22 protein-coding genes are annotated in these 23,492 nt (G+C 37.9%); all 22 read right to left on the bottom strand.

Translation table 11 applies throughout. The features are described from left to right. Positions 1–2: 2 nt before the first annotated feature. The gene (gene murC / locus AB3I12_RS00725; protein WP_010737682.1) at positions 3–1,337 is read right to left on the bottom strand and encodes a UDP-N-acetylmuramate--L-alanine ligase; all 1,335 of its coding nucleotides are present in this window, start codon (positions 1,335–1,337) and stop codon (positions 3–5) included. A 181-nt stretch (positions 1,338–1,518) separates the two neighbouring features. Beyond that, positions 1,519–2,274: a YdcF family protein gene (locus tag AB3I12_RS00720; protein WP_063627187.1), complete on the bottom strand. Its 756-nt coding sequence runs from the start codon at positions 2,272–2,274 to the stop codon at positions 1,519–1,521. A 27-nt stretch (positions 2,275–2,301) separates the two neighbouring features. Next, the gene (locus tag AB3I12_RS00715) at positions 2,302–2,787 is read right to left on the bottom strand and encodes a SprT family protein (RefSeq protein ID WP_063627188.1); all 486 of its coding nucleotides are present in this window, start codon (positions 2,785–2,787) and stop codon (positions 2,302–2,304) included. Between the two features lies 1 nt (position 2,788). Beyond that, positions 2,789–4,972 carry a Tex family protein gene (locus AB3I12_RS00710; RefSeq protein WP_063627189.1) on the bottom strand — a complete coding sequence of 728 codons (2,184 nt, stop codon included), beginning with the start codon at positions 4,970–4,972 and terminating at the stop codon, positions 2,789–2,791. A gap of 225 nt (positions 4,973–5,197) precedes the next feature. Next, complete coding sequence (locus tag AB3I12_RS00705) at positions 5,198–5,929, bottom strand: metallophosphoesterase family protein (protein ID WP_010719028.1); 732 nt, start codon at positions 5,927–5,929, stop codon at positions 5,198–5,200. A 230-nt stretch (positions 5,930–6,159) separates the two neighbouring features. After that, on the bottom strand, positions 6,160–7,101 hold the full coding sequence (locus AB3I12_RS00700; protein ID WP_010719027.1) for a rhodanese-related sulfurtransferase: 942 nt from the start codon (positions 7,099–7,101) through the stop codon (positions 6,160–6,162). A 302-nt stretch (positions 7,102–7,403) separates the two neighbouring features. Continuing rightward, entirely contained in the window at positions 7,404–7,775 is a 372-nt protein-coding gene (locus tag AB3I12_RS00695; protein ID WP_010719026.1) for a VOC family protein, read from the bottom strand. A 238-nt stretch (positions 7,776–8,013) separates the two neighbouring features. After that, positions 8,014–9,405, bottom strand: a complete 1,392-nt coding sequence (locus AB3I12_RS00690; RefSeq protein WP_010719025.1) for an L-cystine transporter — start codon at positions 9,403–9,405, stop codon at positions 8,014–8,016. Positions 9,406–9,620: 215 nt separating this feature from the next. Further along, positions 9,621–10,016: a DUF1149 family protein gene (locus AB3I12_RS00685; RefSeq protein WP_010719024.1), complete on the bottom strand. Its 396-nt coding sequence runs from the start codon at positions 10,014–10,016 to the stop codon at positions 9,621–9,623. A 50-nt stretch (positions 10,017–10,066) separates the two neighbouring features. Next, positions 10,067–10,690 carry an HAD-IA family hydrolase gene (locus tag AB3I12_RS00680; RefSeq protein WP_196763513.1) on the bottom strand — a complete coding sequence of 208 codons (624 nt, stop codon included), beginning with the start codon at positions 10,688–10,690 and terminating at the stop codon, positions 10,067–10,069. A gap of 54 nt (positions 10,691–10,744) precedes the next feature. After that, positions 10,745–11,413, bottom strand: coding sequence for a 2,3-diphosphoglycerate-dependent phosphoglycerate mutase (locus tag AB3I12_RS00675; RefSeq protein WP_063627192.1), 669 nt, complete (start codon positions 11,411–11,413; stop codon positions 10,745–10,747). Positions 11,414–11,422: 9 nt separating this feature from the next. Continuing rightward, positions 11,423–11,860 carry a hypothetical protein gene (locus AB3I12_RS00670; protein WP_034698189.1) on the bottom strand — a complete coding sequence of 146 codons (438 nt, stop codon included), beginning with the start codon at positions 11,858–11,860 and terminating at the stop codon, positions 11,423–11,425. Between the two features lie 54 nt (positions 11,861–11,914). Further along, on the bottom strand, positions 11,915–12,586 hold the full coding sequence (locus AB3I12_RS00665; protein WP_010737691.1) for a hypothetical protein: 672 nt from the start codon (positions 12,584–12,586) through the stop codon (positions 11,915–11,917). Between the two features lie 134 nt (positions 12,587–12,720). Continuing rightward, positions 12,721–13,098 carry a P-II family nitrogen regulator gene (locus tag AB3I12_RS00660; protein ID WP_010719019.1) on the bottom strand — a complete coding sequence of 126 codons (378 nt, stop codon included), beginning with the start codon at positions 13,096–13,098 and terminating at the stop codon, positions 12,721–12,723. After that, positions 13,095–13,868, bottom strand: a complete 774-nt coding sequence (locus AB3I12_RS00655; RefSeq protein WP_063627193.1) for a DUF1538 domain-containing protein — start codon at positions 13,866–13,868, stop codon at positions 13,095–13,097. Before AB3I12_RS00655 ends, AB3I12_RS00660 begins: the two co-directional genes overlap by 4 nt. Then, entirely contained in the window at positions 13,865–14,548 is a 684-nt protein-coding gene (locus AB3I12_RS00650; protein WP_063627194.1) for a DUF1538 domain-containing protein, read from the bottom strand. Before AB3I12_RS00650 ends, AB3I12_RS00655 begins: the two co-directional genes overlap by 4 nt. A 352-nt stretch (positions 14,549–14,900) precedes the next feature. Further along, positions 14,901–16,601, bottom strand: coding sequence for a DUF4091 domain-containing protein (locus AB3I12_RS00645; protein WP_063627195.1), 1,701 nt, complete (start codon positions 16,599–16,601; stop codon positions 14,901–14,903). Further along, on the bottom strand, positions 16,602–17,576 hold the full coding sequence (locus AB3I12_RS00640; protein WP_063627196.1) for an alpha/beta hydrolase: 975 nt from the start codon (positions 17,574–17,576) through the stop codon (positions 16,602–16,604). It abuts the gene before it with no gap. Positions 17,577–17,580: 4 nt separating this feature from the next. Beyond that, a complete protein-coding gene (locus tag AB3I12_RS00635) occupies positions 17,581–18,945 on the bottom strand; it encodes a glycoside hydrolase family 1 protein (protein WP_034867044.1) in 1,365 nt (454 codons plus the stop codon). After that, a complete protein-coding gene (locus AB3I12_RS00630; protein ID WP_063627197.1) occupies positions 18,935–19,822 on the bottom strand; it encodes an ROK family protein in 888 nt (295 codons plus the stop codon). Before AB3I12_RS00630 ends, AB3I12_RS00635 begins: the two co-directional genes overlap by 11 nt. Positions 19,823–19,835: 13 nt before the next feature. Next, positions 19,836–21,188, bottom strand: coding sequence for a PTS sugar transporter subunit IIC (locus tag AB3I12_RS00625; RefSeq protein WP_010719011.1), 1,353 nt, complete (start codon positions 21,186–21,188; stop codon positions 19,836–19,838). A 10-nt stretch (positions 21,189–21,198) separates the two neighbouring features. Beyond that, positions 21,199–23,406, bottom strand: coding sequence for a glycoside hydrolase family 3 N-terminal domain-containing protein (locus tag AB3I12_RS00620; protein WP_063627198.1), 2,208 nt, complete (start codon positions 23,404–23,406; stop codon positions 21,199–21,201). Between the last annotated feature and the right edge of the window lie 86 nt (positions 23,407–23,492).

Genomic DNA, 23,492 nt, shown 5'->3' with positions numbered 1-23,492 from the left:
GATTACAATACATTCTTTGTCGTACTACTTAATAATTTTTCATACGCTTGTTCAAATTTTTGAACGTCCCCTGCACCCATAAAGATAATGACAGCATCATGGAAATCAAGTAAAGGAGAAACATTGTCTTCTTTGATCACTTGACCACCTTTTTTGATTTTATTGCCAAGATCTTCAATTTTGACATCGCCCTGTTCTTCACGAGCAGAGCCAAATATATCACATAGATAAACTTTATCTGCAAGATCTAGTGCTTCTGCAAACTCATCCATCAAAGCAATTGTGCGGGTAAATGTATGAGGTTGGAAAACTGCAATGATTTCTTTATCAGGGTACTTTTGTCGAGCCCCATCGATTGTTGCTTTGATTTCAGCTGGATGATGGGCATAATCATCTACAACTGTCATATCAGCTACGATTTTTTCGCTGAAGCGACGTTTTACACCTGGGAAAGTTAACAATTCTTTCGCTACTTCTTCTTGGTCTAGTTTTTCAAAATAAGCAACTGCGATCACGCCTAATGCGTTTAATATATTATGTTTGCCAAAAGCAGGAACAGTGAAATGTCCCACAAATTCATCTTTGTGGTACACATCGAAAGCTGACCCCGTCGTTGTGCGTTCGATATTCCGAGCTTGGATATCATCATCTTCAGAAACACCATAATAATAGATCGGAACATCTGCTTCTAATTTTCTTAAGTAAGCATCGTCTCCATAGGCAAAGATCGCTTTTTTCACTTGATTTGCCATTGATTGAAATGCGGTAAACACATCATCAATACTTGTATAATAATCTGGATGATCAAAATCAATATTTGTCATGATAACATAATCAGGCGAATATGCTAAGAAATGGCGACGATATTCACAAGCTTCAAATGCAAAAAATTCTGCTTGAGGATCGCCATGTCCTGTGCCATCACCAATTAAATAACTTGTTGGACGAATGCCAGTCAACATATGTGAAAGTAATCCTGTCGTACTCGTTTTACCATGTGAACCAGTCACTGCAATACTCGTGTAGTTTTGGATAAAGTCGCCGATAAAGTCATGATAACGAACAACTTCTAATCCCAACTCTTTCGCTCTTTGAATCTCCTCATGCGTATCTGGGAAAGCATTACCAGCAATGATCGTCATTCCAGGTTGAACATTCTCTGCATCAAAAGGCAAAATTTTGATATTTGCTTTTTCTAAATCCCTTTGTGTAAAGAAATATTTTTCGATATCTGATCCTTGTACTGGTAACCCTTGCTCGTGTAGGACAAGTGCCAATGAGCTCATTCCTGATCCTTTAATACCAACAAAATGGTATAATTTATTTTGATTTTCCATTTGAATCCTCTTCTCTTAAATATCATCCATTATTTTGTTTTCTATTACAACACGTTCCTCATTATCATATAAACCTAAAAAAATTTCAACCAAATATATTTGAAGAGGTTACTTACTTGAAAAATCGTTCAAATTTAAAAACTGGCTAACGCTCTCGTTTGGTCTACTAGGGATGATTTTCTCATGAACGCAAGAAAGTTCCTGAAACAGAAGAATGGATCCGTTGATAGGCTGACCAAACTTTTTGTGGGATGTCCACATGATTCATATAATTTTTCCCATTGGGTCCATAGCCCTGTTCATCATCCTTCAAACGAACCATTTCTCCTAAAACTAACGCATATAAATAATCTTTCGACCATTGATCGTTCAACTCTGGCTGAGAAAAATGTAACTCTTCCGCTAGTTCAATTAATTGGGGAACAAATGGGACATAGTTACACCATTCTACTCCTGTGCCTTTCCAGACCTTCTCAAAAGTTGCTCTGGTACGTCGCTGTAATGTTGGATCATTCATAAGAAAAATCCGTTCAGGTAGAGCGCCCTTTTTTTGAAGGATTGTCAAGGCATGTTGTGCATTTTCCCCAGAGTTCGTCGAGGTTGTTTCTAAAATGAATCTTTCAGTTGGAATGTGGTATTTTTCTGTTAAGTAACGAAAACACATCTCACTTTCACTGAGTCCATCCTCAAATAAACCCCCTTGCTTTGCAAAATTTTGGCGAAGCACCTTAGTAGCATGTCCGATTCCTCCGACTAGAAAAATTTGCTGCACTTGTCCTTGCAAATACAGTTCAGCTGCCTTATCAGCAAGAATCGGCAAGCCATTGCCTGCTAGAATCACTATTGGTGCCGAATCATTTGTTCTTTGATCACTTGCATCAGCCAAAAAGGATAGCAAACAATTCCAATCTTTCAATTGTTCCCCTTGATTCGTCATGAGCTTTTTTCTCCTTTTTAAGATTTTTTACTTACTGGAAATCTGTTCATTTGGCACTTTATCCAGTGTTTCCTTCCAAATCAAATGCCCTCGACATTTCCCGCAAACATAGCGTTTGGTATCGATTTTTCGCTTGCGGTAAATATCGGTTGTACAACTAGCACACTGATACCATTCAATTTTAGTCGTTTTCTTAGCAGAAAGAGCAGGAGCGTATCTTAAACCACCCGTTTTTTTTAGTAAAGCCTTAAAATCAGCATCTCGATGACGATAACCTTTATTAGCTAAATGCAAATGATAATGACATAATTCATGTTTAATGATTGCAACTTTTGTCGCTTCATCCACTTCTTGAAACATCTTCCAATTAAAATCTAAATGATGGTCGTTTAAGTGATAACGTCCCCCTGTAGATCGCAAACGAGAATTGAATTTTGCTTGATGCTTAAAGGGCAATGAAAAACTATCTAGCGAGATTTTTTCAACGAGTTGCTGCAATTCGATTTCTGTCACTTTATTTCGCCTCATAAGGGGAAAGCATCGTTAAACTGATTCTTCCTTTATTGACATCAACAGCTTCAATCCAAACTGTTACAACATCGCCTACAGAAACGACATCAGTAGGATGTTTAACAAATTTTTTACTTAATTTAGAAAGATGAACTAATCCGTCTTGCTTTACACCGATATCAACAAACGCACCAAAGTCGATTACATTCCGTACAGTCCCTTTCAACTCCATCCCTGGTTTCAAATCTTCCATACTTAAAACATCTGAACGCAAGAGTGGGGCTGGCATTTCATCCCGCATATCTCTACCAGGTCGGGTTAACCCTTCAATAATATCAGCTAACGTTTCTTCTCCTACAGATAATGTTTTGGATAAATGAGTGGAAGAAAGTTGAGATAGGGTTTCGATTGCTTCTTTTTTACCTAATGCTTTTTCTGATAACCCGTTGCTTTTTAGAATTTCTTTTGCAATTGGATAGCTTTCCGGGTGAATGCCTGTATTATCAAGAATGTTTTTCCCACCTGGTACACGGATAAACCCGATCGCTTGCTCATAAGCCTTTGGTCCTAAGCGAGGAACTTTTTTCAATTGCGCTCGCGTCTCAAACGCACCATTTTCTTCTCGATAAGTCACAATATTTTGAGCAGTTGTTTTATTCAAACCAGAGATGTGTTGCAATAATTGAGGGCTTGCAGTATTAACATCCACACCCACTTGATTGACCACAGTTTCTACTACAAAATCTAATTGTTCCGCTAAACGTTTTTGAGAAACATCATGTTGGTATTGTCCAACTCCTACAGCTTTAGGGTCAATCTTCACTAATTCAGCTAATGGATCTTGCAAACGTCGAGCGATCGACACTGCACTTCGCTCTTCCACTTGGAGGTCAGGAAATTCTTTGCGGGCAATATCACTTGCAGAATAAACAGAAGCTCCCGCCTCATTCACGATCGCATAGTAGGCTTTATGATCAGCTGATTTTAATTGTTCAGCAACAAATTGTTCTGATTCACGGCTAGCAGTACCATTTCCTATTGCGACCATATCTACTTGGTATTGGTTGATCAATTGAACAAAAGCAGGTCCTGCAGCTTCACGTTTCGCTTGAGAAGCAGGTTTATGCGGATAGATGACTTCAATTGCCAAAACTTTACCTGTCGCATCTACTACAGCTAACTTACACCCAGTACGATAGGCTGGATCGAATCCTAAAACGACTTTTCCTTTTAAAGGAGGTTGTAACAAGAGATTACGGAGGTTTTCTCCAAAGATCGCAATTGCTTGCTCATCAGCTTTTTCAGTTAATTCATTGCGCACTTCCCGCTCAATCGCAGGTTGAATAAATCGTTTGTAACTATCTTGATAAGCATTCCTAACAAACATAGTTGCGGGAGAAGCTGGGTTATTGATCAATTGCCGCTCCAGATAAGACAAAATAGGTTCCTCTTCCACTTGGAGTCCGACTTTCAAAATGCCTTCTTTTTCACCACGATTCGTCGCTAAAATGCGATGAGAGACGATTTTATGAATGGGTTCGGCATAATCATAATACATTTCATATACCGCTTTTTCATCTAGCTCCTTCTTTTTAACGACACTGACATAAGAACCTTTATTGTAGGTATAGGAGCGTACCCACGTTCTGTAAGTTGCATTATCACTGACTTCTTCAGCAATGATTTCGTGAGCGCCTTGCAATACTTCCTCGACCGTATGAACTTCTTTTTCATCATTGAGGTATTTTTTTGCTTCTGCATAGACATCTTCATTGGGCAATTGACGAAGCCACTGGGCAAAAGGCTCTAATCCTTTTTCTTTTGCGATCGTCGCTTTCGTTCTGCGTTTTTGTTTATAAGGACGATACAAGTCTTCTACTTGTTGCATTTTAACTGCTAAAGTAATGTCTTTTTTCAATTCTGGCGTTAGCTTACCTTGTTCATCGATTAAACGAATCACTTCTTGTTTTCGTTTCTCTAAGTTTTCTAAATAAGCATAGCGCTCTTCAATTTCTCGAATTTGTACCTCATCTAAGCTACCGGTCATTTCTTTTCGGTAACGTGCAATAAATGGGACAGTATTTCCTTCGTTCAATAAATTCAATACGGTGGTAAGTTGTTTTGAATGATACATCGTTAGTTCTTTTTGAACTAACTGGACAATTGTTTGATTTAAATTCTCTGCCATCAATATACTCCCTTTTTAAGTTAAAGCCATTTTCATTATTCCCTGTTTCTAAATAAAAATGGTGGATTTTCTCACATACTTATTTATTTTATCATATTTGATAACAGTACTTATAGCAGCTCTCAGCAAAACAAATCAATCACACTAAAAATCCCCTATAATAGTTGAGGAATTTGAGTTTCCTCAATACTTTTATAAGGAATCATGTACTGTTATCCTGATCCATTAATTTCCTTGCCACGGTCCTTCAGTGTTTTGATACTCAATGTCTTGAACGATACCAGTTTCATCAAAAACCACACCATGCATCGATCCACCAAAGACTGCTCCACCGTCAATTCCGATTTTCTTATCGTGAATCCATAAATCTGTCGTTTCCATATCTCCGTGTAGCATAGGGGTAATGGTATGACCAAAAACGATTGTTTTTCCTGTATTATTTTTACCTTCATGGAAAGGTTCGCGGATCCAGATGAAATCATGAGGGTTTGTATCATGCCAATCTTTTTTAGTTAAGTCAACCCCTGCATGGACAAAGAGATAATTATGCCATTCATAATAAAGCGGTCGCTCACATAAAAAATCAATCAGTTCGCCATATCGTGAGCGAATCATCAACGCAATCTCTGTGGGCGAATACTCTTCAGTTGACCCAGGGTGTAAAAGACTGTCAAATGTTTCTTTGCCACCATTCCGTAAATAGGGCTCATACCAGTCTTCAGGACTTTGGAGGAACTGCAAAAAGTACTCTTCGTGGTTTCCTCGAAGATAAATCGCGTTATTTTCTTTGACTAGTTGCATACCTAGTAAAAAACATTCTTTCGTGTTAGGGCCTCTATCATTCAAATCCCCCATCAATACTAATTGATGATTTAATGGATCAAATTCGTTGACCAATTTTTTAAAGAGATCGTATTTTCCATGAACATCGCCAATCGCATACACCCACTTTTTCATGATGAAACTCTCCCTTTCCATTGTAGTATAACGTATCTTTCGCATAGATTTACATTTATCGAAAAGGTTTTTCCCTTTCCTATACTGATTTTCTCAATAAAAAGAAAAAAAGACAAGCCAAAAATAAAGATAGCAAAGGAATTCCCTTATTCACTCAGCGCTCAACTAGTGCTAGGTGATTGGAGAACAGCTTCTCCTGCTATGTTTATTTTTCAGCTTGTCACTAAATGCTAGTTAAAAAAAGCAGCTAATTTTTCTTCTACTTCTTTTTCAGACAGTTGATGCTCTTTGATGTAGCGGTTTTGTGGATGTTTTGCGCATTCGATCGAACAAGAACCTAAATGTTTTTCTTCATTTTCAACAGAAGTCAACATCTGACGATTGCATTCAGGATTGCCACAATTGATGTAGCGTTCGCAAGGCGTACCGTCGAACCAATCTTTGCCTACGATTCGTTTATCCACTTGATTGATATCAACCGCAATACGTTCATCAAACACATACATCTTACCGTCCCACAATTCTCCTTGGACTTCAGGGTCTTTTCCATAAGTTGCGATCCCGCCGTGTAGTTGACCAACATCTTTGAAGCCTTCACGGACTAACCAACCCGAAAATTTTTCGCAACGAATCCCACCAGTACAATAAGTAACTACTCGTTTTTCCATAAATTCTTCTTTATGATCACGGATCCATTTAGGGAGTTCCCTAAAGCTTCTAATATCAGGACGAACAGCCCCACGAAAATGTCCTAGATCATACTCATAATCATTTCTGGCATCAATGACAACAGTATCTTCATCTAAAATTGCCTCTTTGAATTCTTTTGGTGAGAGATAATCTCCTGTCAATTCGTGAGGATCGATATCGTCTTCTAATTTCAAAGAAACAAGTTCTGGTCGTGCACGAACAAACATTTTCTTAAATGCGTGGCCTTCACTTGGATCAATTTTAAAAAATGTATCAGCAAAACGCTCGTCTTGATGCATCATCGCCATATATTTTTCAGTTTCTTCGATCGTTCCAGACAATGTGCCGTTGATACCCTCTTTGGCAACTAAAATTCTTCCTTTTAAATTCAACGATTTACAAAAGGCTAAATGTTCCTTCGCAAATTGCTCTGGGTCTTCAATGGTTGTGTAGTTGTAATAAAGTAATACTTGGTAATCCATGTTTTCTTTCCTTCCTTCTCTTCTCTCCAGAATAGTATAAAAAAAGTAAGGTTCGTTTGACGATATTTATGCTTGTGTATTTATGTTCAAACTCTTCAGTTAACATAATATAATTATCGTTTTTTTAATTTAGGCAAACTTTACTACATAAAAGATGGAATAAGATGCCCTCAACGATGGAATGACCATTTACATAAACTAGGTTCTACCAAGTGAAAAACACCCACTCTACTAGTCGCTAAACATTACCTGTTTAACTACTAGTAGAATGAGTGTCTGAAGACTACCTTCAAATCATTTCTTTATTTCCCTGTTACTGCAAAATAATTACCATCAGGATCGGCAAAATTAAATACGTATTCTTCACCTAACTGGACTAATTCGCCTAATACCGTACCTTGTGCTTGCATTTTCTTATATAAATCAAAAATATCATCGCTATAAAACATCAAGGATGGGGAACTTCCAGCAACTTCTGGGGAATGTTGTTCAATGAATTCCCGATCGTATAAGACAAGTGAAGTAGTCGCCTTCTCTGATTGGGCGATTTCTACAACCAGTGTGCCATCCATTTCTTGACGATCTAATTCTTTGAATCCAACCGCAGTCCAAAAATCAACGTTTTTTTTCACATCATCAACATATAACATGATTTTCATTTCATTGGTAAACATGTAAACCCTCCTACATTTCTTCGTTTTAGAAGTCATAAGCTTAACTATTTTAGCATACGGAGATCGGAAAAGCTATCTTCACTCCATCTTTATACTCTTATACTTGCCCTTATTGTCATAGTTTTTGGAGTGGATGGAATCTCGTTTTCACTTTTCGGAATAAAATAGATTCCCTGTATCAATCGCTTATAAAAAAACAGATCCCGTCTCAAAGACGAAATCTGTTTTTGGCTTATAACTAAGCATTGACATCAATGACTTTTGAATCATCTTTGATTGCTTCACGATCCAAGTCCTTAATTCTAGCACTTGTGACAATCCCGGCAACCATACTGCCACTGACGTTCGTTGCTGTTCGAGCCATATCAATCAATGGTTCTACTGAGATAACTAAGCCAACGATGGCAACTGGCAAATTCATCGCCCCTAAGACGATCAATGAAGCAAACGTTGCGCCACCACCAACACCGGCTACACCAAATGAGCTGATCGTGACGATTGCAACTAACATCAAGATAAAGCCAATACTAAAAACATCAATTCCAGCAGCTGGAGCAACGATCGTGGCCAGCATCGCTGGATACACACCTGCACAGCCGTTTTGCCCAATTGATAAACCAAAGCTGGCTGAAAAATTCGCTGTTGCTTCATCCACACCTAACGCTTTGGTCTGTGTTTCGATATTCAATGGCAATGCCCCTGCACTTGAACGTGAAGTAAAAGCAAAGCTCAATACTGGAAAAGCTTTTTTAAAGTAGTCAAACGGATTGACTTTCACTGAAAGCAAGATCAATGAATGAACAATCAAGACTGCTAGTAAAGCAACATACGAAGCAAGTACGAATTTTCCTAAATTGATAATGGCAACAAAATCACTAGTAGCCATCACATTCGTCATCAACGCAAAGACGCCATATGGAGTCAAACGTAAAACTAAGGTAACGATACGCATAACGATTTTATATAAACTATCAATCAAATTGGCAAAAAATTCTGCTTCTTTCGGTGCTTTTCTTTTGACTCCTAGATAAGCAATCCCGACAAATGCAGCAAAAATCACAACACCGATCGTACTTGTTGCACGTGTACCAGCTAGATCAGCAAAAACATTTTTAGGGATGAATGATAATATTTGTTGCGGAATCGTTAATCCTTGGATACTCTCTTGGCGAGTGGCTAATTCCGAGATTCGAGCTGTTTCTGCTGCGCCCTCGGTAAACTTCGCTCCTTGAAGACCAAATAATATGGTTGTACCGATTCCAATCAATGCAGCAATTGCTGTTGTTGCAAGCAGTGAGGTTAATACTGTTGCACTGATTTTACCTAATTTTTCAGAAACTTTCATTTTTGTAAATGCGCCAACGATCGAGACGAATACTAATGGCATAATCAGCATTTGTAAGAAGCCGACATAGCCTTCACCTACGATATTGATCCATTCCATTGATTGACTGATGACTTGGTTATCTACTCCAAAAATCAATTGTAATAAGCCACCAAATACGATTCCGATAGCTAGAGCTGTATAAACCCTTGTTGAAAATTTTGCATGGCGCTTTTGCATGCGATAGAAAACATATAATAATACCGCAAAAACTAGAACCACTAAAACTGTGATGAGTGTTGTCATTTTACTCCTCCTCTAATTTTTAATGACAAGTCCATCTAAGGAAGTAAAGGTTCCCGAAAATGATTCTTCAATCATTTTCCTGAAAATATTTTTTTCAGCGACTCGTTCATTCTAGACTATTTATGTAAAAAATACATTCGTTTTGCTTACAATTAGTAATAGAAAAAAACCAGTAGTGATAGCCTTTGGCTATCACTACTGGTTTTAAGCACGTTTTATGCTTCGTTTTCTTCTTTTTCAGATTGAAAATTTAGTTTCACGCCTGGTTGATCCAATGCAATCTCAGTTATTTCATAGGCCATTCGTTTGACGATGTCAAATAATGGCGCAACTAGCTCATCCACTTCTTCTTGTGTGACATCATTTTGTCCTTCAATCTTTCGATTAAGGATATGGTTAATTTGACTCACGCTTCCTGATAAAACATATGTATCAAAGACTAAGCGAAATTCTAAACGTGCCCCTACGATACTGTGTTCTTTCGGATAGTTCTCAATCGTCTCTTTCAGAGGAGAAAATCCTACTTTTAAATCTGTTTCAACTTCTTGATCAGGCCTTTTAAAATCATAGTGAAATGCCTCTACTACTTCTTTTTGTCTTTTGATTTCCATTTGATCACTCCTTATTCAAATTATAACATACCTCACTTTGAAAGAGGATACTATTTTATTGCTTTCTCCTTGATATCAAGGATTTTTAAGAGTTCATCTACAACATAATCGGCAGGAATATCTTGTAAAAAATGATCAATATCATACAAACAAGTCAAGACTCCTGCGTTCTTACCAGCTTCTATATCTAAACGACGATCACCAATCATGATCGTTTCCGACTTTTTCAATTGATGTCTTTGGATCAAATCATTTAATGAGTCGGGCGCTGGCTTACGAGGAAAATTCCGATCAATCCCAATGACTTCTTCAATTAAATCAGTTAGATCAAACTGTTCAAGTAATCCCCAAGTTGAGGATGAGAGTCGATGGGTCAAAATAAAATGCTTTGCACCTTGGCTTTTCAATGATCGTAACACTTCTTGGGTGCCTGCAAAAGGCTTGGAAATTTTCTGACTCGCTGCTTCATAACGATGAAACAAGGGTGTAAATTGTTCTTCTGGTAATTGGTATTCTTTGATTAGTTGACGGGTGGAAAATTTCTTCATAATCGGATAAATCGTTTCTTGATCCGCTAAGATACCTAACGCAGCCATTGCTTGAAGCGCTCCATCGACCATGGCTGGATAAGTATCAAATAATGTTCCATCAAAATCCCAAACATAATTTTTTATCATCGTAACTTCTTTCCTTTAAATCTATTCATATTCCCACAAAACATGTCCCTCTTATAACAATTCTTTTCCGAGGATTTTTAACTCTTTATTTAAAGTGTATTGAATCGGTTGCGCATTCGGGATATCAATCGTATCCAACTGATTTTCTGGTACATCTTCTAAGTATTTCGTTAACGCACGTAAGCTATTCCCATGTCCAACCACTAAGACATTTTTACCAGCTAATAAGTGTGGTGCAAGTTCATCTTGCCATAAAGGAACCACGCGCTCAACTGTCATCTCTAAGCTTTCACCATGGGAGAGCAAACGTGGATCTAAAGAATCATAGCGTCGATCAAAATGGTTTTCTGATACGAGTGGTGGAACTTCTCGATAGCCACGACGCCATTTTTTGACTTGTTCTTCGCCATATTCTTTTTTCATCTCCGTTTTATTTTTACCAACTAATGCCCCATAATGTCGTTCATTTAACCGCCAAGTTTTTTGGACGGGAAGATACAATTGATTCATTTCTTCTAAAGCTAACTGTGACGTTTTGATTGCTCTTTTTAGTACAGATGTATAAACGATATCAAAAACCAATCCTTGCTCATTCATTTTTCGTCCAGCTTCCGTTGCTTGTTGCATCCCCTTTTCAGTTAGCGCAACATCTAACCAGCCAGTCCAATAATTTTGAAAATTGGCTTCACTTTCACCATGTCGTAATAAGACTAACTTCATCCTCTTCACCTAGACTTTCGTTTCAAATTGGGTACCGCATTTTTGACAAGTCACTCGAATTCGTCCTTTACCTCGTGGCGCTCTTTGCTTTTGGTGACAAGTAGGACAAGAAAAAAACGTGTACTCCATCACTTTCTTTGAATTTTTTGGCTTTCTCAACTGAGAAAACCATAATTTTATTTGATTCGATTTTTCGATGAATTTACGATTTTCATTTATTCTTACATAGATTTTCTTCGATAACAATCGAAATACGATCAGACCGAGTAATCCCCAAAATAAGAAATAACCGATTGAAAAAGGAAGTAAAAATTGAAACAGACGAAAGAATAGTGCCAGAATCAACAATACTCGGTTCAACGAATCAAATGTTGCATAACGTCCTTGCATCACTTGGTTGTATTTTCTTTTGTATTCAATCAAGCGTCTTAACCAAATTTGTGCCATCGTAACTCCTCCTGTTGCTCTTATTATGGCAAAAAAAAGCAAAAAGAAAAAGCTTTAATTCGCTTTTTCCATTGTTAATTGATGAAGTGCATTCCGATTCTTCATAAAGTCAATCACGATGACTTTCTTTTCCTGCGCTCTTTGGACGACACGAAATGTATCCGCTAACGGTAACGTGAGCTTTCTAGAAGGCACTTCCTTCAAGCGAACAAATCGGCGAATCAGCGTTAAGAATTGTGTTAATTGAATCGATGTATGAACTAAATCAGGATATTTTTTTAATAATTGAGTTGTCTTTAATAAATGGCGTTTTTTACCAATTTCACTTAAAAAACTTTTTAAGATTTTTTGTTGCCGTTGAAAAATTGAAAATGAATCTTTCTCATCAATTTTATAACGCATTTGTCTTTGAAGTTCACTGACCGTTAACTGTATCAACTGGCCGTTCTCCTTGATTATCAAGCCATTTGGAAATAGCTCTGTTACTGCCTGATCCCAACTTGTTAATGAAAGCTCAAGGTAATCTTTCACAGGTAAATCAAGTTCTCTATTAAAAAAGAGCAAAAGTGCAGTTAACCCTTCTGATTGATAGATTTCTCCTAGTGTTTGACCTTCTAAATGAAACTCTGGCGAAAAATGCAACAAAGTTTTCCCCTTGTTTAACTGAACATAAAGAAAGGTCGAACGGTTGATGACTTGATCCTTTAGCACCACTAAAAAATTCATTTTTCTCCCCCTTTATCATTTTTAACATAGCATATTTTTAAAAAGTTGTCTGGTAAAAGAGGAGGGTTTCATAAAAATTTAGTAATTCATCAAATTCTCCTTAAAACAATGAAACCACCTGAGCGATTGCAGGTTCACTCCTCTTTTTCCATCAATTCTTTCATCTCGATCACTTCCCGATATTGGTGGATTTTAGTGATCCCAATGACTTTATCGACATCAATACTAAAACAGATACCATTTCCTGGAACATCAATGTTGATTCCCTGACCAATCGTCTCCATGACTTGATTGGTTAAACTATCAGGTACGAGGGTTAACACAATATCTTTTTCAGGTGAGATTTCCAGACCTAAAAAATTACTAGAATCATGAATCCCTGATCCACGCCCATGGAGTATCGTACCTCCAGCTGCTCCGGCGGTTTTTGAAAACTTAATCACTTCGTACCCCATTCCCCCATCAACAATCGTGACGATCATATTCAGATTCAACGCTACAGGATCTTTCATTTTTTTCCCTCCAACTGTTGTAATTTGTGTTTGGCTTGTTTATCTTTTTCATCTTTCCTTTTGTATATATAGCCTAGAACCAATGTCGATAATATGGGCGTCAATGCAATCATAGCCACCACTCCAAATCCATCAATAATCGGATCTCTTCCTTCAATTTGCGTGGCAATTGCCACACACATCGATAAAATGAACGTGGAACACATGGGACCAGTCGCTACCCCTCCGTTATCAAATGCCATAGCAAGAAAAATTTTATCAACCTTGCGTCCTAAAATAAAAGCTAAGCCATATCCTGGAATCAAAAAATAGTAGAGAGAAAAACCAACTAATAAACGCCACATAGATAACCCAACTGCTAAGCCAATCCCAATAGAGATGACTGCTAACATGATTTTTGCTTTGATTCTTCCCTCACTCAATTCTTCCACTTGTTTAACCATGACATGGATCGCTGGTTCTGCGAAACCAACTAAAAACCCCATCAAGAACCCTAAAGGTATCAAAAGCTGATTATGTTCTAAACTAGCAAGTACACTACCTAGATGTTGTCCAACAGGAACGTAAGCCAGATCGACACCATGCAGGAATAAGATCAATCCGACAGTAGTGATCAAAAAGCCCTTGATAATAGCCCAGAAACGTTCTTTACTCATCTGAAAGCTCAGGAAGTTCATGACTAAGAATAATAGTATGATCGGCGATATGGCGATTAACACCTCATAGGCAATGATTTCTATCCCCGAGAATAATTCTTGGACTATCTTCATTGAAAAATCATCCCTAAAATCATTACTGCCAGAATTGGACCTAAAGATGCAATCCCAACCATCCCAAAGCTATCATTGGCACTCGTTTCTTGACGAATCATACTAGTCAGTCCGCCAGCTAATGCTAGAATAAAAGGAACAGTAATCGGTCCAGTCGTAACGCCTCCAGAATCAAAAGCAATCGGCATAAATTCATTACTTGTAAAAAATGAAGCGACTAATACACCAACATAACCAATCGCCATCAATTGATAATAAGATAATTTGAAGACAACCCGTAACAGAGCAAACGCTAAAAAGACACCTGTGCCAACGCTTACAATTCCAATTAACAACACTCGGCCAATCTTTCCTTCAGAAATCTGATTGACTTGTTGTCCCAACACTTGAACGGAAGGTTCTGCGATCGTGATTACAATTCCAATCATAAATCCTAAAGCAATGAGGATTGTGAGACTTTTCTTTTTGATCATATATTTTCCCACTAATCGCCCGACTTCCATCATCGAATAATCGGCGCCAAATAAAAATAGTGTCATGCCAATCATCATAATCCCTGCCCCAAACAAAAAAGAAATCATTTCATCTGAGTCAAGCGGTGCGAAAATAAAAGTTAAAATAACAATTAAAAGCGTCATTGGTAAAATGGCGATAACAACTTCTTTTAAATTTTTTAGCATATATCCTCCTCCTTTACTCTATTTTACCTGATTCCTTCACAAGTTACGAGCAGAACAGGTAAACGCTGTTATTTTTTTCAATAAAAAAATACTCAAATATGACATTACCGTAAAAAGAAGCCAAATGGAGCGAAAATCAAACTTGGTTTCGGCTCCTTTGGCTTCTCTTTATGTTATAAGCAACCCTGCTACTTCAAAATCAAGAATGAAAAACCATACGAGCCTTTCAATTTTTGGGGCTTGATTCTGAAAAGGAAGGTCTGCTGTTTAGCAAGGTACTCAAAAAACATCTGGAGCTTAGCGCCCTTTTTGTTTCACCCTGAAAAAGCAATCACAAAATAAGTACTCAGCTCTAAGACAAGGAAGCAATCAATTGTTTTCGAAATGCTTCGTATTCGTCTGCCTGTTGATTAAACAAACGTTGGTTGCTTGTATGGCTATCTTGCATCCATTCTTTTGGTTCGCTGCTGCCTAAAAATGCATCTAACAATTGTTGTGTGACAATCGGATTCTTATTCACTGCTTCTTTGACCAGGTAAAAATCTTCAATTCCTCTTTGCAATTGTTTGTAACGTAAAGACAACAATAACTGTCCAGAATAGCTAGGATAAATGAGACAAGTATCACCGATCGGTAACGAACTAGTATTATAGCGGATATCTTCTCGCACATTTTCTGGCCAGCAATTATATGCCCAACGCAGCATACCATCTGTTTTGAAGCAATGCGCTAAAATTCCTTGGATACGAGTCTCTAGTAATGAGCTGTGTAAAAAGGTATTCGGACGATCAGGATAATTACAAATATAATATTGTGTCTTTCCTGGATGGCTTTGTGTTAACTGCTGATAATGGTTGCACGTACAATAAAAAGAAGTGACCGGAAAATCGACATCTGGCAGCAATTGTTCCAAGACGTTTTCTTTATCAAAAGCGACTTTTATCTGAACACTAGTATCCACTGACTTTAATTCTGCTAATGAAGCTTTAAAGGTGTCTATTTCGTGAATCTTCGGCTCATCAGAGATAATCCTGACTTTATCCCATACCCCAATCTCTTTGAAATGCTCAAATAATTGGTTGAAATAGGACTTCAATTCATTTTTGTTTTCGATGAATCCGATCTTTTGCAAGGCTTCATCAAAATAGCGAACCACAATTTTTTCAGGGTAATCTAACTGTTGGATCAATGGGAAGAATGGTACTTGCCACACACCTAACAAACCAAAGACGTTGATTTCTTGATCGATACCTGCTTCTGCCATCGTTTGAAGATAGCGATCTAAAATGGTGAAATCACACGTCAATTCTCCTTTGAGATCCTTCTTGACTTTGATCATTGAATACTCATAGAGATTCGCTGGATAGTCTTTGACGATATAATTGAACCAACCTTTCCAAGGGATCTCGCCTGCGATCACCGTTACCGCTTTTTGCCCAATAGCTGCTAAACTGGCAGCCATTTCGCGAATCAATCGGAAATGAGTCTCACTCCAAAGTGGGACTTGAAAACTTCTCGCTAAATTAGACGGTTGTTGCCAGATGTCCAAATTAAATTTCTGAGTCACGTTATCTGGAAAACAATAATCTGAAACGTCAATCATTAATTTTTTCGTCACTACTTCTTCGTCACCGGCTGTCAAATATGAACGGTAAACTGTTATTTCTAGTGAATAGCTGCCAGACTTGATTTCAGTATCCAAAGGAAATTCCAGATAAATTGGCGCATAACGATCGCCTGAATAAGTTTTCACTGTTTGTTCTAACAACTTATCAGCATACAATATATCTTCGTTGCCTAAATAATAGTCAATAAATTGAGCTTTTACTGGTAACGAGGATTCGATAGCGATACGATAAATCGGTATCTCAATAGCATCTGGTATCGAAAATTCATCCGATAGTACGAAATGGTTTTTTCGCCCGTCATGAAGTAGTAACTGACAAGCATTTTTACTGTTCTTATAAAAAGTTAACTCCGTAAGTTCCTGAGGCTGTTCAGCCGTCAGACGATTGGTCGCTTTATAACTTTCATGGACAAGGTAAGCTTGCATTCAATGCTCCTCCTTTGGTCGATTCAATCCATCGATCAATTGTTCAAATCGTTCATTCGTCATTTGATCTGGAATCATTCGCCGTAATTGCTTTAAATTAAGTCTTTTTACTAATTTGAAACGACTAGGATCTTGCCAGCTAGGGAAAAATCGTTGGAGAACTTGCTGATTTTCTGCCTCTTTTACGAGTTGAAAAATCGGTATGTCGATGATCTCTCTGGTCGATAATTCGTTGCCTTTTTCTTGTTCTTCCCACTGTGATTCCATCCATTCCATCGCAAATGGAAACCAGCGAGCAAAACGTTCGTCTGTCACTTCATCAGATGTGCGGTACCACTTAGTTGCCAAAGAAAGACCATGAGGTCCTTTTTGAAAAATATGTGATTCAAAAGGAACATCATTTTCTTCTAACGCACGTAAATATAGTAAGGAATTTTCGATAGGAACGATCGAATCTTCAAATGTGGAGAATAAAAACGTCGGCGGCGTATCACTCGTCACGCATTCTTCCAAAGAAGGAGCCGAAATACCCATGACCTCTGAAAAAGAAGAGAGGATAGCTGGATAACCTAATAAACATAGAGCGGGTTTAGTCGCTAACATTGTCGACATGGCTGCTGCTAAATGCCCACCTGCTGAAAAGCCAATGACCGCAATCTTATGACGATCAATCTGCCATTCTTCCGCACATTCTTGAAGTAATTCCATTGCTTTTTGTCCATCAGACAATGCTTTTTGAAAATGACGATGTTCTCCTACATGATAATGTAAAACACCTGCATGATAGCCCTTTGACAGAAAGCTTAATGCGATCGGTTCCCCTTCTCTTTCACTACAAAAAGAATACCCACCCCCAGGAATTACTAAAATAAACGGACGTTTTTCGATTGGCTGCGATTCAAACAATTCTTCTTGTAAGTAAAGCTTGAGACCGGTATTTGCCTTGCGATCAAAAATAATTTCTTTTGTTCTCATTGCTTCATTCTCCTAAGCCATTTTCCTCAATCACTTGTTGATACCAATAAAAGCTATCCTTTTTATACCGTGCTAAATCGAGTAACTCTTCATCGGTCCGATTGACATAGATAAATCCGTACCTTTTATTGATTCCTTCATGGGTACTGATCAAATCAATCGCACTCCATGGGCAATAACCGATCACCTCAACGCCATCTTCAATCGCTAAAGCCATTTGCTGGATGTGTTGATGTAAATAATCAATTCGATAATCATCATGGATTTTCCCGTCAATGAGTTGTTCTGATGCACCGATCCCATTTTCTGTCACCAAGAGTGGTAAGCGATAGCGAGAATAAATTTCATTTAAAGTAAAACGAAACCCTTCTGGATCAATAGGCCAGCCAAATTCCGTCATTGGTAAATGTGGATTTTCGACTGTTTGAAAGAATCCTGGAATCCCAAAACCGGATTGCTGATCTATTTTTTGTTCTTTAGCAAAATAACTGGAGACAGTCATTGTATTATAGTAGTTAAAAGCAATGTAGTCTCCTGTTCCTTCTGCTAAAATCGTTTGATCTTCTGCAGTAATCACTGGTGCCGCACCAATCTTCTCTAATAAATGCCAAGCATTATGATTGTACTTCCCAAAAACAGCAACATCTAAAAAGAGCCAATTTCTAAGCGCACTCATATATAAAGCGGCCATCTGATCCTCTGGTTTATCTGAAGCAGGATACACACTGGCGATGTTAGGTGCTGGTCCAATTTTGCCGTTATAATTCCCTTTGTGGTAATTACTGGTCACGAGGGCTTGTGCGACTAACATATGATGGTTTTCTTGGAATTTTTCTTTCATACTTTTATTACTTGTCCCAATTACAGAACCAGCCAATGCCATGACATTTTGTTCATTGATTGTTTGCCAAAGTGGAACATCTTGCCCAAAATGGTCAAATAATACCTGACAATAATCCGCAAAAGCTTGAATCGTTTCTCTATTTTCCCAACCACCTTTTTCGGCAATGGACGCAGGCAAATCAAAATGGAAAACAGTTACGATTGGTTGGATATCATTTTCTTTCAATAACTCAATCAAACGTTTGTAAAAAGCAATACCAGCTGGATTCACTTTTCCATTAGGCATTACACGACTCCATGAAATCGAAAAACGATAAGCTTTTAGTCCTAACTCTTTAAATAAACGGACATCTTCTTCCAATCGATGGTAGTGGTCAGAGGCAACTTTAAAATCAGTCGTTCCTTCTGGGATAGACTTGATATCCTGAACAGATGGTTCTTTCCCCTCTTCATTCCAAGCGCCTTCTACTTGATAAGCACTGGTAGAAGCTCCCCATAAAAAATCTGTTGGAAATTTATTTTTCATCTTCATTCTCCTTTATGGCCGCACCAATTAAATTGGCGTCTGCTTGAAATTTTGCTGCTTCAATCGTCATTGGTTGTAATGTTTTTTTGATGATTGGCGCTACTGTAAACAGCTCTCGATAAGCTTGTTGAATCGTCTGGACCAAATATTCTTGTTGACTGATTCCTCCACCAATGACGATCTTTTCAACATCTAGCAGCGTTTGAACATTGAAACAAAGAAAAGCAACCTGTTTACAATAATCATGAAATAAAGCTTTGGCTGACTCATTCTCACTGTCTTTTAAGGCAGCAAAGACCTGTTCGCCCTCGTTGTCTACTTTTAATAATTCAGCTAATTGTTTGATCAACCAAACAGCCGACAGTCCCATACCTACAAACGAGTCTTGACCAGTAATCTGACGATCACGGATCATAAAGCTAATTTCACCGGCTTGCATGTGCGTTCCTTTATAAAGCTGTCCATTGATACAAATGCCCATGCCAACTCCAGTTCCCAAAATAATTGCTGCGCCTTGTTGGATCCCTTTTAAATTGCCATATTTCATTTCACAGGAAGTAGCAGCTTTGGCATCATTTTCAACGAACACTTCGAAATTCTCCAACTCTAAAAACGATTGCAATTGGAGTTGATCCAGGTAAGGAACAGCACCGCCGAAGCGAACTGTCCCAGACTGATCAACCGATCCAGGTACTGAAAAAGCAATTTTATGGAATGATTGGATTTCTTGATAGTCACGAATCATTTGTGATAATAATCGTTGAAATTGCTCTTTGTCTGAAGGTGTTGGAAAACGCTTTTTAAAAGAAACTTCATTCTGAGAAATCAGAGCGGTCTTGATCATCGTCCCTCCAATATCAATCCCTAAAACGACCATTTGCTCTCCTCCATTATGCTTGAACTTCTTCTGCAATCACACCAGCCATCTTTTCTTTTGCTTCCTTAGCTTCGGCTTCTGCTTTTAATTCTAATTCATACTCTTTTTTGTCAGCAATCTTGATAAATGGATACCACATCAAGATTCCGATACCCATGCAAATAACCATCAAGATTGTATAATTTATCCCACCAGAAAGTGGCATCTTAACAAAAGTTGGTGTCGTCCAAGGCAATAAACTTATCATTGGGTTCAATGAAATCGGTAAAATGGTTGTGGTTAATCCCCACGTCACAAAGCCTGCGATCAACTGTGTAAAGACTTGTGGAATGAAAAACAATGGGTTTAAAATAATCGGCATACCAAACATCAAGGGTTCCGTAATGTTGAAAATGGCAGGAATCACGGATAATTTCCCAAGTTGTTTCATTTTGGCAGATTTACTACGAATCATAAAGAACGTCACAAATCCCATGAAGCCTGCAGCGTACATTCCCATGTAGATCACAGAAGGAATCAAGTAAGGCAAAGCTTCATTTTTTTGGAAAGCTGCGATATTTGAGACAACCATCGTCATACTGATTGCTCCTAATGGTCCTTGTAAAACTGCGTTGTGAATCCCAAAGAACCAAAGGACAGCTAATACTTCCATGATAATAATAATTGATAATGGACTAGCAACCAACGCGTTAAGCGGTGCATTGATCACATCGATAAAGAATTGAAAAATCGAGCCAGATTTTGTCAAACCAAATAAGATACGCAGAATAAATACAAGGACAAAGATGATTGTTACAACAAAGACCGGTGCCAATGATTGCGTAACCATCGGAGGTACGCTATCTGGTAATTTAAGCACAATATTTTTTTTCGATAGATAAGCATAAAGTTGAGTAACCACTAAAGCAACGATCATTCCAATAAACAAGCCTTGTCCGCCTAAGAAATCTAAGCGTAATGCTGCAATCGTAGAGTCTACAGCCTCTCCATTTTGCATAGCCATTGTTGCGACAGTTTGAGGCATCAACATCACAAAACTAGCTAAAGAAATAATTGCTGCGTTTCGCTCATTCGTCCCCAGTTGTTTTGCATAAGAAAAAGCCAGACTATAAACGACATACAATGAAAATACTCCAGTTGCACCATTTGTAATAGCTTCTACATGTGGGTAAATACCTAATGAAGTCAAATAATCGATCCAACCAGGAATTGGGAAGTTCCCTACGATCGTAATCAGCGCAATCCCCAAAGTGATTGGACTCGTACGAATAAACCCTTCCATCAAAGCAGCTAACACTTTATTTTGTTGTAATTTTTGCGATAATGGTAATAACTTACTTCCTAAAAACGCTTCTAATTTTTCCATCGTAATCCCCCTATTGTTTATATTCCCATGTGGTAACACTTTCTAACCCGTCGACATTTAAATAAAAATGGTAGACACCTTCTTCTATCCAACTATTTCCATTATTATCAAAGATAGCTAAGTCAGAAATTGGAATATTGATTCTTGCTTGCTTTTCTTGATTTGCTTCTAAATAGATTCGCTGACTGCTGACCAATCGTTTTTCTGGTTGCACAATCGAAGCATATTCTTGATGAAGATAAACATGTGTCACTGTTTCTGCTGAAACATCCGATCGATTTTTCACTAAATAATTGATCTCAATAAATTGGTCTTTTTGCTCACTTCTCAGTAATTGACTTTCGAATGAGGCGTAACTCATTCCCGTTCCAAATTTGAATAGCGGATCATTGGATTCATCGATATATTTTGAGACAAAACGCTCAGAATGATTGCTTGTTGATATTGGTCTGCCTGTGGAGGTCTGAGCATAATAAATCGGTAGTTGTCCTTCACTTCTAGGAAACGTCATCGATAGACGAGCAGAAGGACTGACTTTACCAGCAAGTAAATTAGCGATTCCGATCCCACCCATCGTTCCAGGAAACCAGACAAGTAATAAACTATCGAAATATTTTTCTATATCCGTTATGACTAGCGGTCGACCGGTGTATAGTACGCCTACAATTGGTTTATTTAATTCATGTAATTTTTTGATCAGACGTTGTTGTTTTTGTGAAATCTGTAAGTGAGCTTTAGAAGCTCCTTCACCACTTTCGAGAAATTGTTCGCCAAATGTTAATACAATCACATCAGCCTTTTGAGAAATCTGGTAAGCTTCTTCCATTAATGATTCATCTTCTGCAATTGGCCCATTCAATAATTCCATTCCTTTTTTCAGAGGTCCAAACCCATCATAAGAATCGAATAAATTGTATCCTTTAGCAAACATTAAGTGATCTGTCGCAAAATGGCGACTCAATCCTTCCTTCAAAGTAACCGTATCTTGTGGCTTTCCGCTGACTGAAGCCCAAAAACCTAAAGTGAGAGGACTTTCGCCGTATGGACCGATCACAGCAATTTTTTGCTTTGGTACTAATGGAAGTGTGTCATTATTTTTTAAAAGAACACAACTTTTTTCAACCAACTCGACTGCTGCTTCTTTAGCTTTTTCGGTTAAGATTTCTCCAGTATTCACTTCTTCCAAGCCACGATAAGGATTTTCAAATAAGCCCAATTTATTTTTTAGCATTAAAATACGCCACACCGCTTCATCGAGAAGTTGCATAAATCGTGGCTCTTGTACTAATTCAGACAGGTGATTGGCATAAATCGAAGTCATCATGTCTAAATCAACACCTGCAATGAGTGCCTTTTTGGCTGCATCTATTTCGTCTTTGGCATACCCGTGAGGAATCAGTTCTTTGATTGCTGCATAGTCTGAAACTAATACGCCATCAAAACCAAAGCGAGAACGTAAAATCTCTCGATTCAACCATTCATTTCCAGTTGCAGGAACTCCATTCAACAAATTAAAAGCAGTCATTACTAATTCACATTTTGCTTCAATTGCTGCTTGATAAGGCTGTAGATATTCATTGAAAAGCCGTTGATGGGACATATCTACCGCTTGATATTCTCGTCCTGCTTCCGGTGCTCCATAAGCTGCAAAGTGCTTCAGACATGCAGCTACATGTTTTTCTGGAATTTTTGTCTCACTATCTCCCTGATAACCATTGACGATACTTTTTGCAAACTCTTTCGCCGTATAAACATCTTCGCCTGGAGATTCCATAACCCTTCCCCAACGTGGATCACGCGCTAAATCTAACATTGGTGAAAACAAGACATGTAAGCCATTTAAATAACTTTCTTCTGCTGTTAACTTAGCTGCTTGTTGGATTAACTCAAAATCGTAAGAACCAGCTTGAGCTAGAGGTATGGGGAAAATTGTCCGAAATCCATAAATGACATCTGACATAAACAACATGGGTATCTTGTGTTTACTTTTTGCTAAAACTTTTGTTTGTAGTTCTTTTAATTTTTGATGATCGTTGATATTATAAATAGAGCCAATCTCAAATACGTCTAACTCTTGAGGTAATCCTAATTCTTCCATTGGCCCAGTATTCATCACATCATTTTCTGATAAAATACTTCCATTCAGTTGGATCGTTTGTGCGATTTTTTCCTGAACAGATAATCGATCAAACAAAGCTTGTAACTGATCTGCTTCCATCGGCGCCTCCTTTGTAACCGCTTTATAGAACAGATTATAAAGAATAAAAAACGAATTTTATATAAAAAAATTAGCATTTATACCAA

The sequence above is a fragment of the Enterococcus sp. C65 genome, assembly GCF_040887165.1.
GTDB classification, from domain to species: Bacteria; Bacillota; Bacilli; order Lactobacillales; family Enterococcaceae; genus Enterococcus_B; species Enterococcus_B hirae.
Note: the sequence above shows the minus strand (reverse complement) of the source record. Positions and strands in the feature narration are given on the sequence as shown.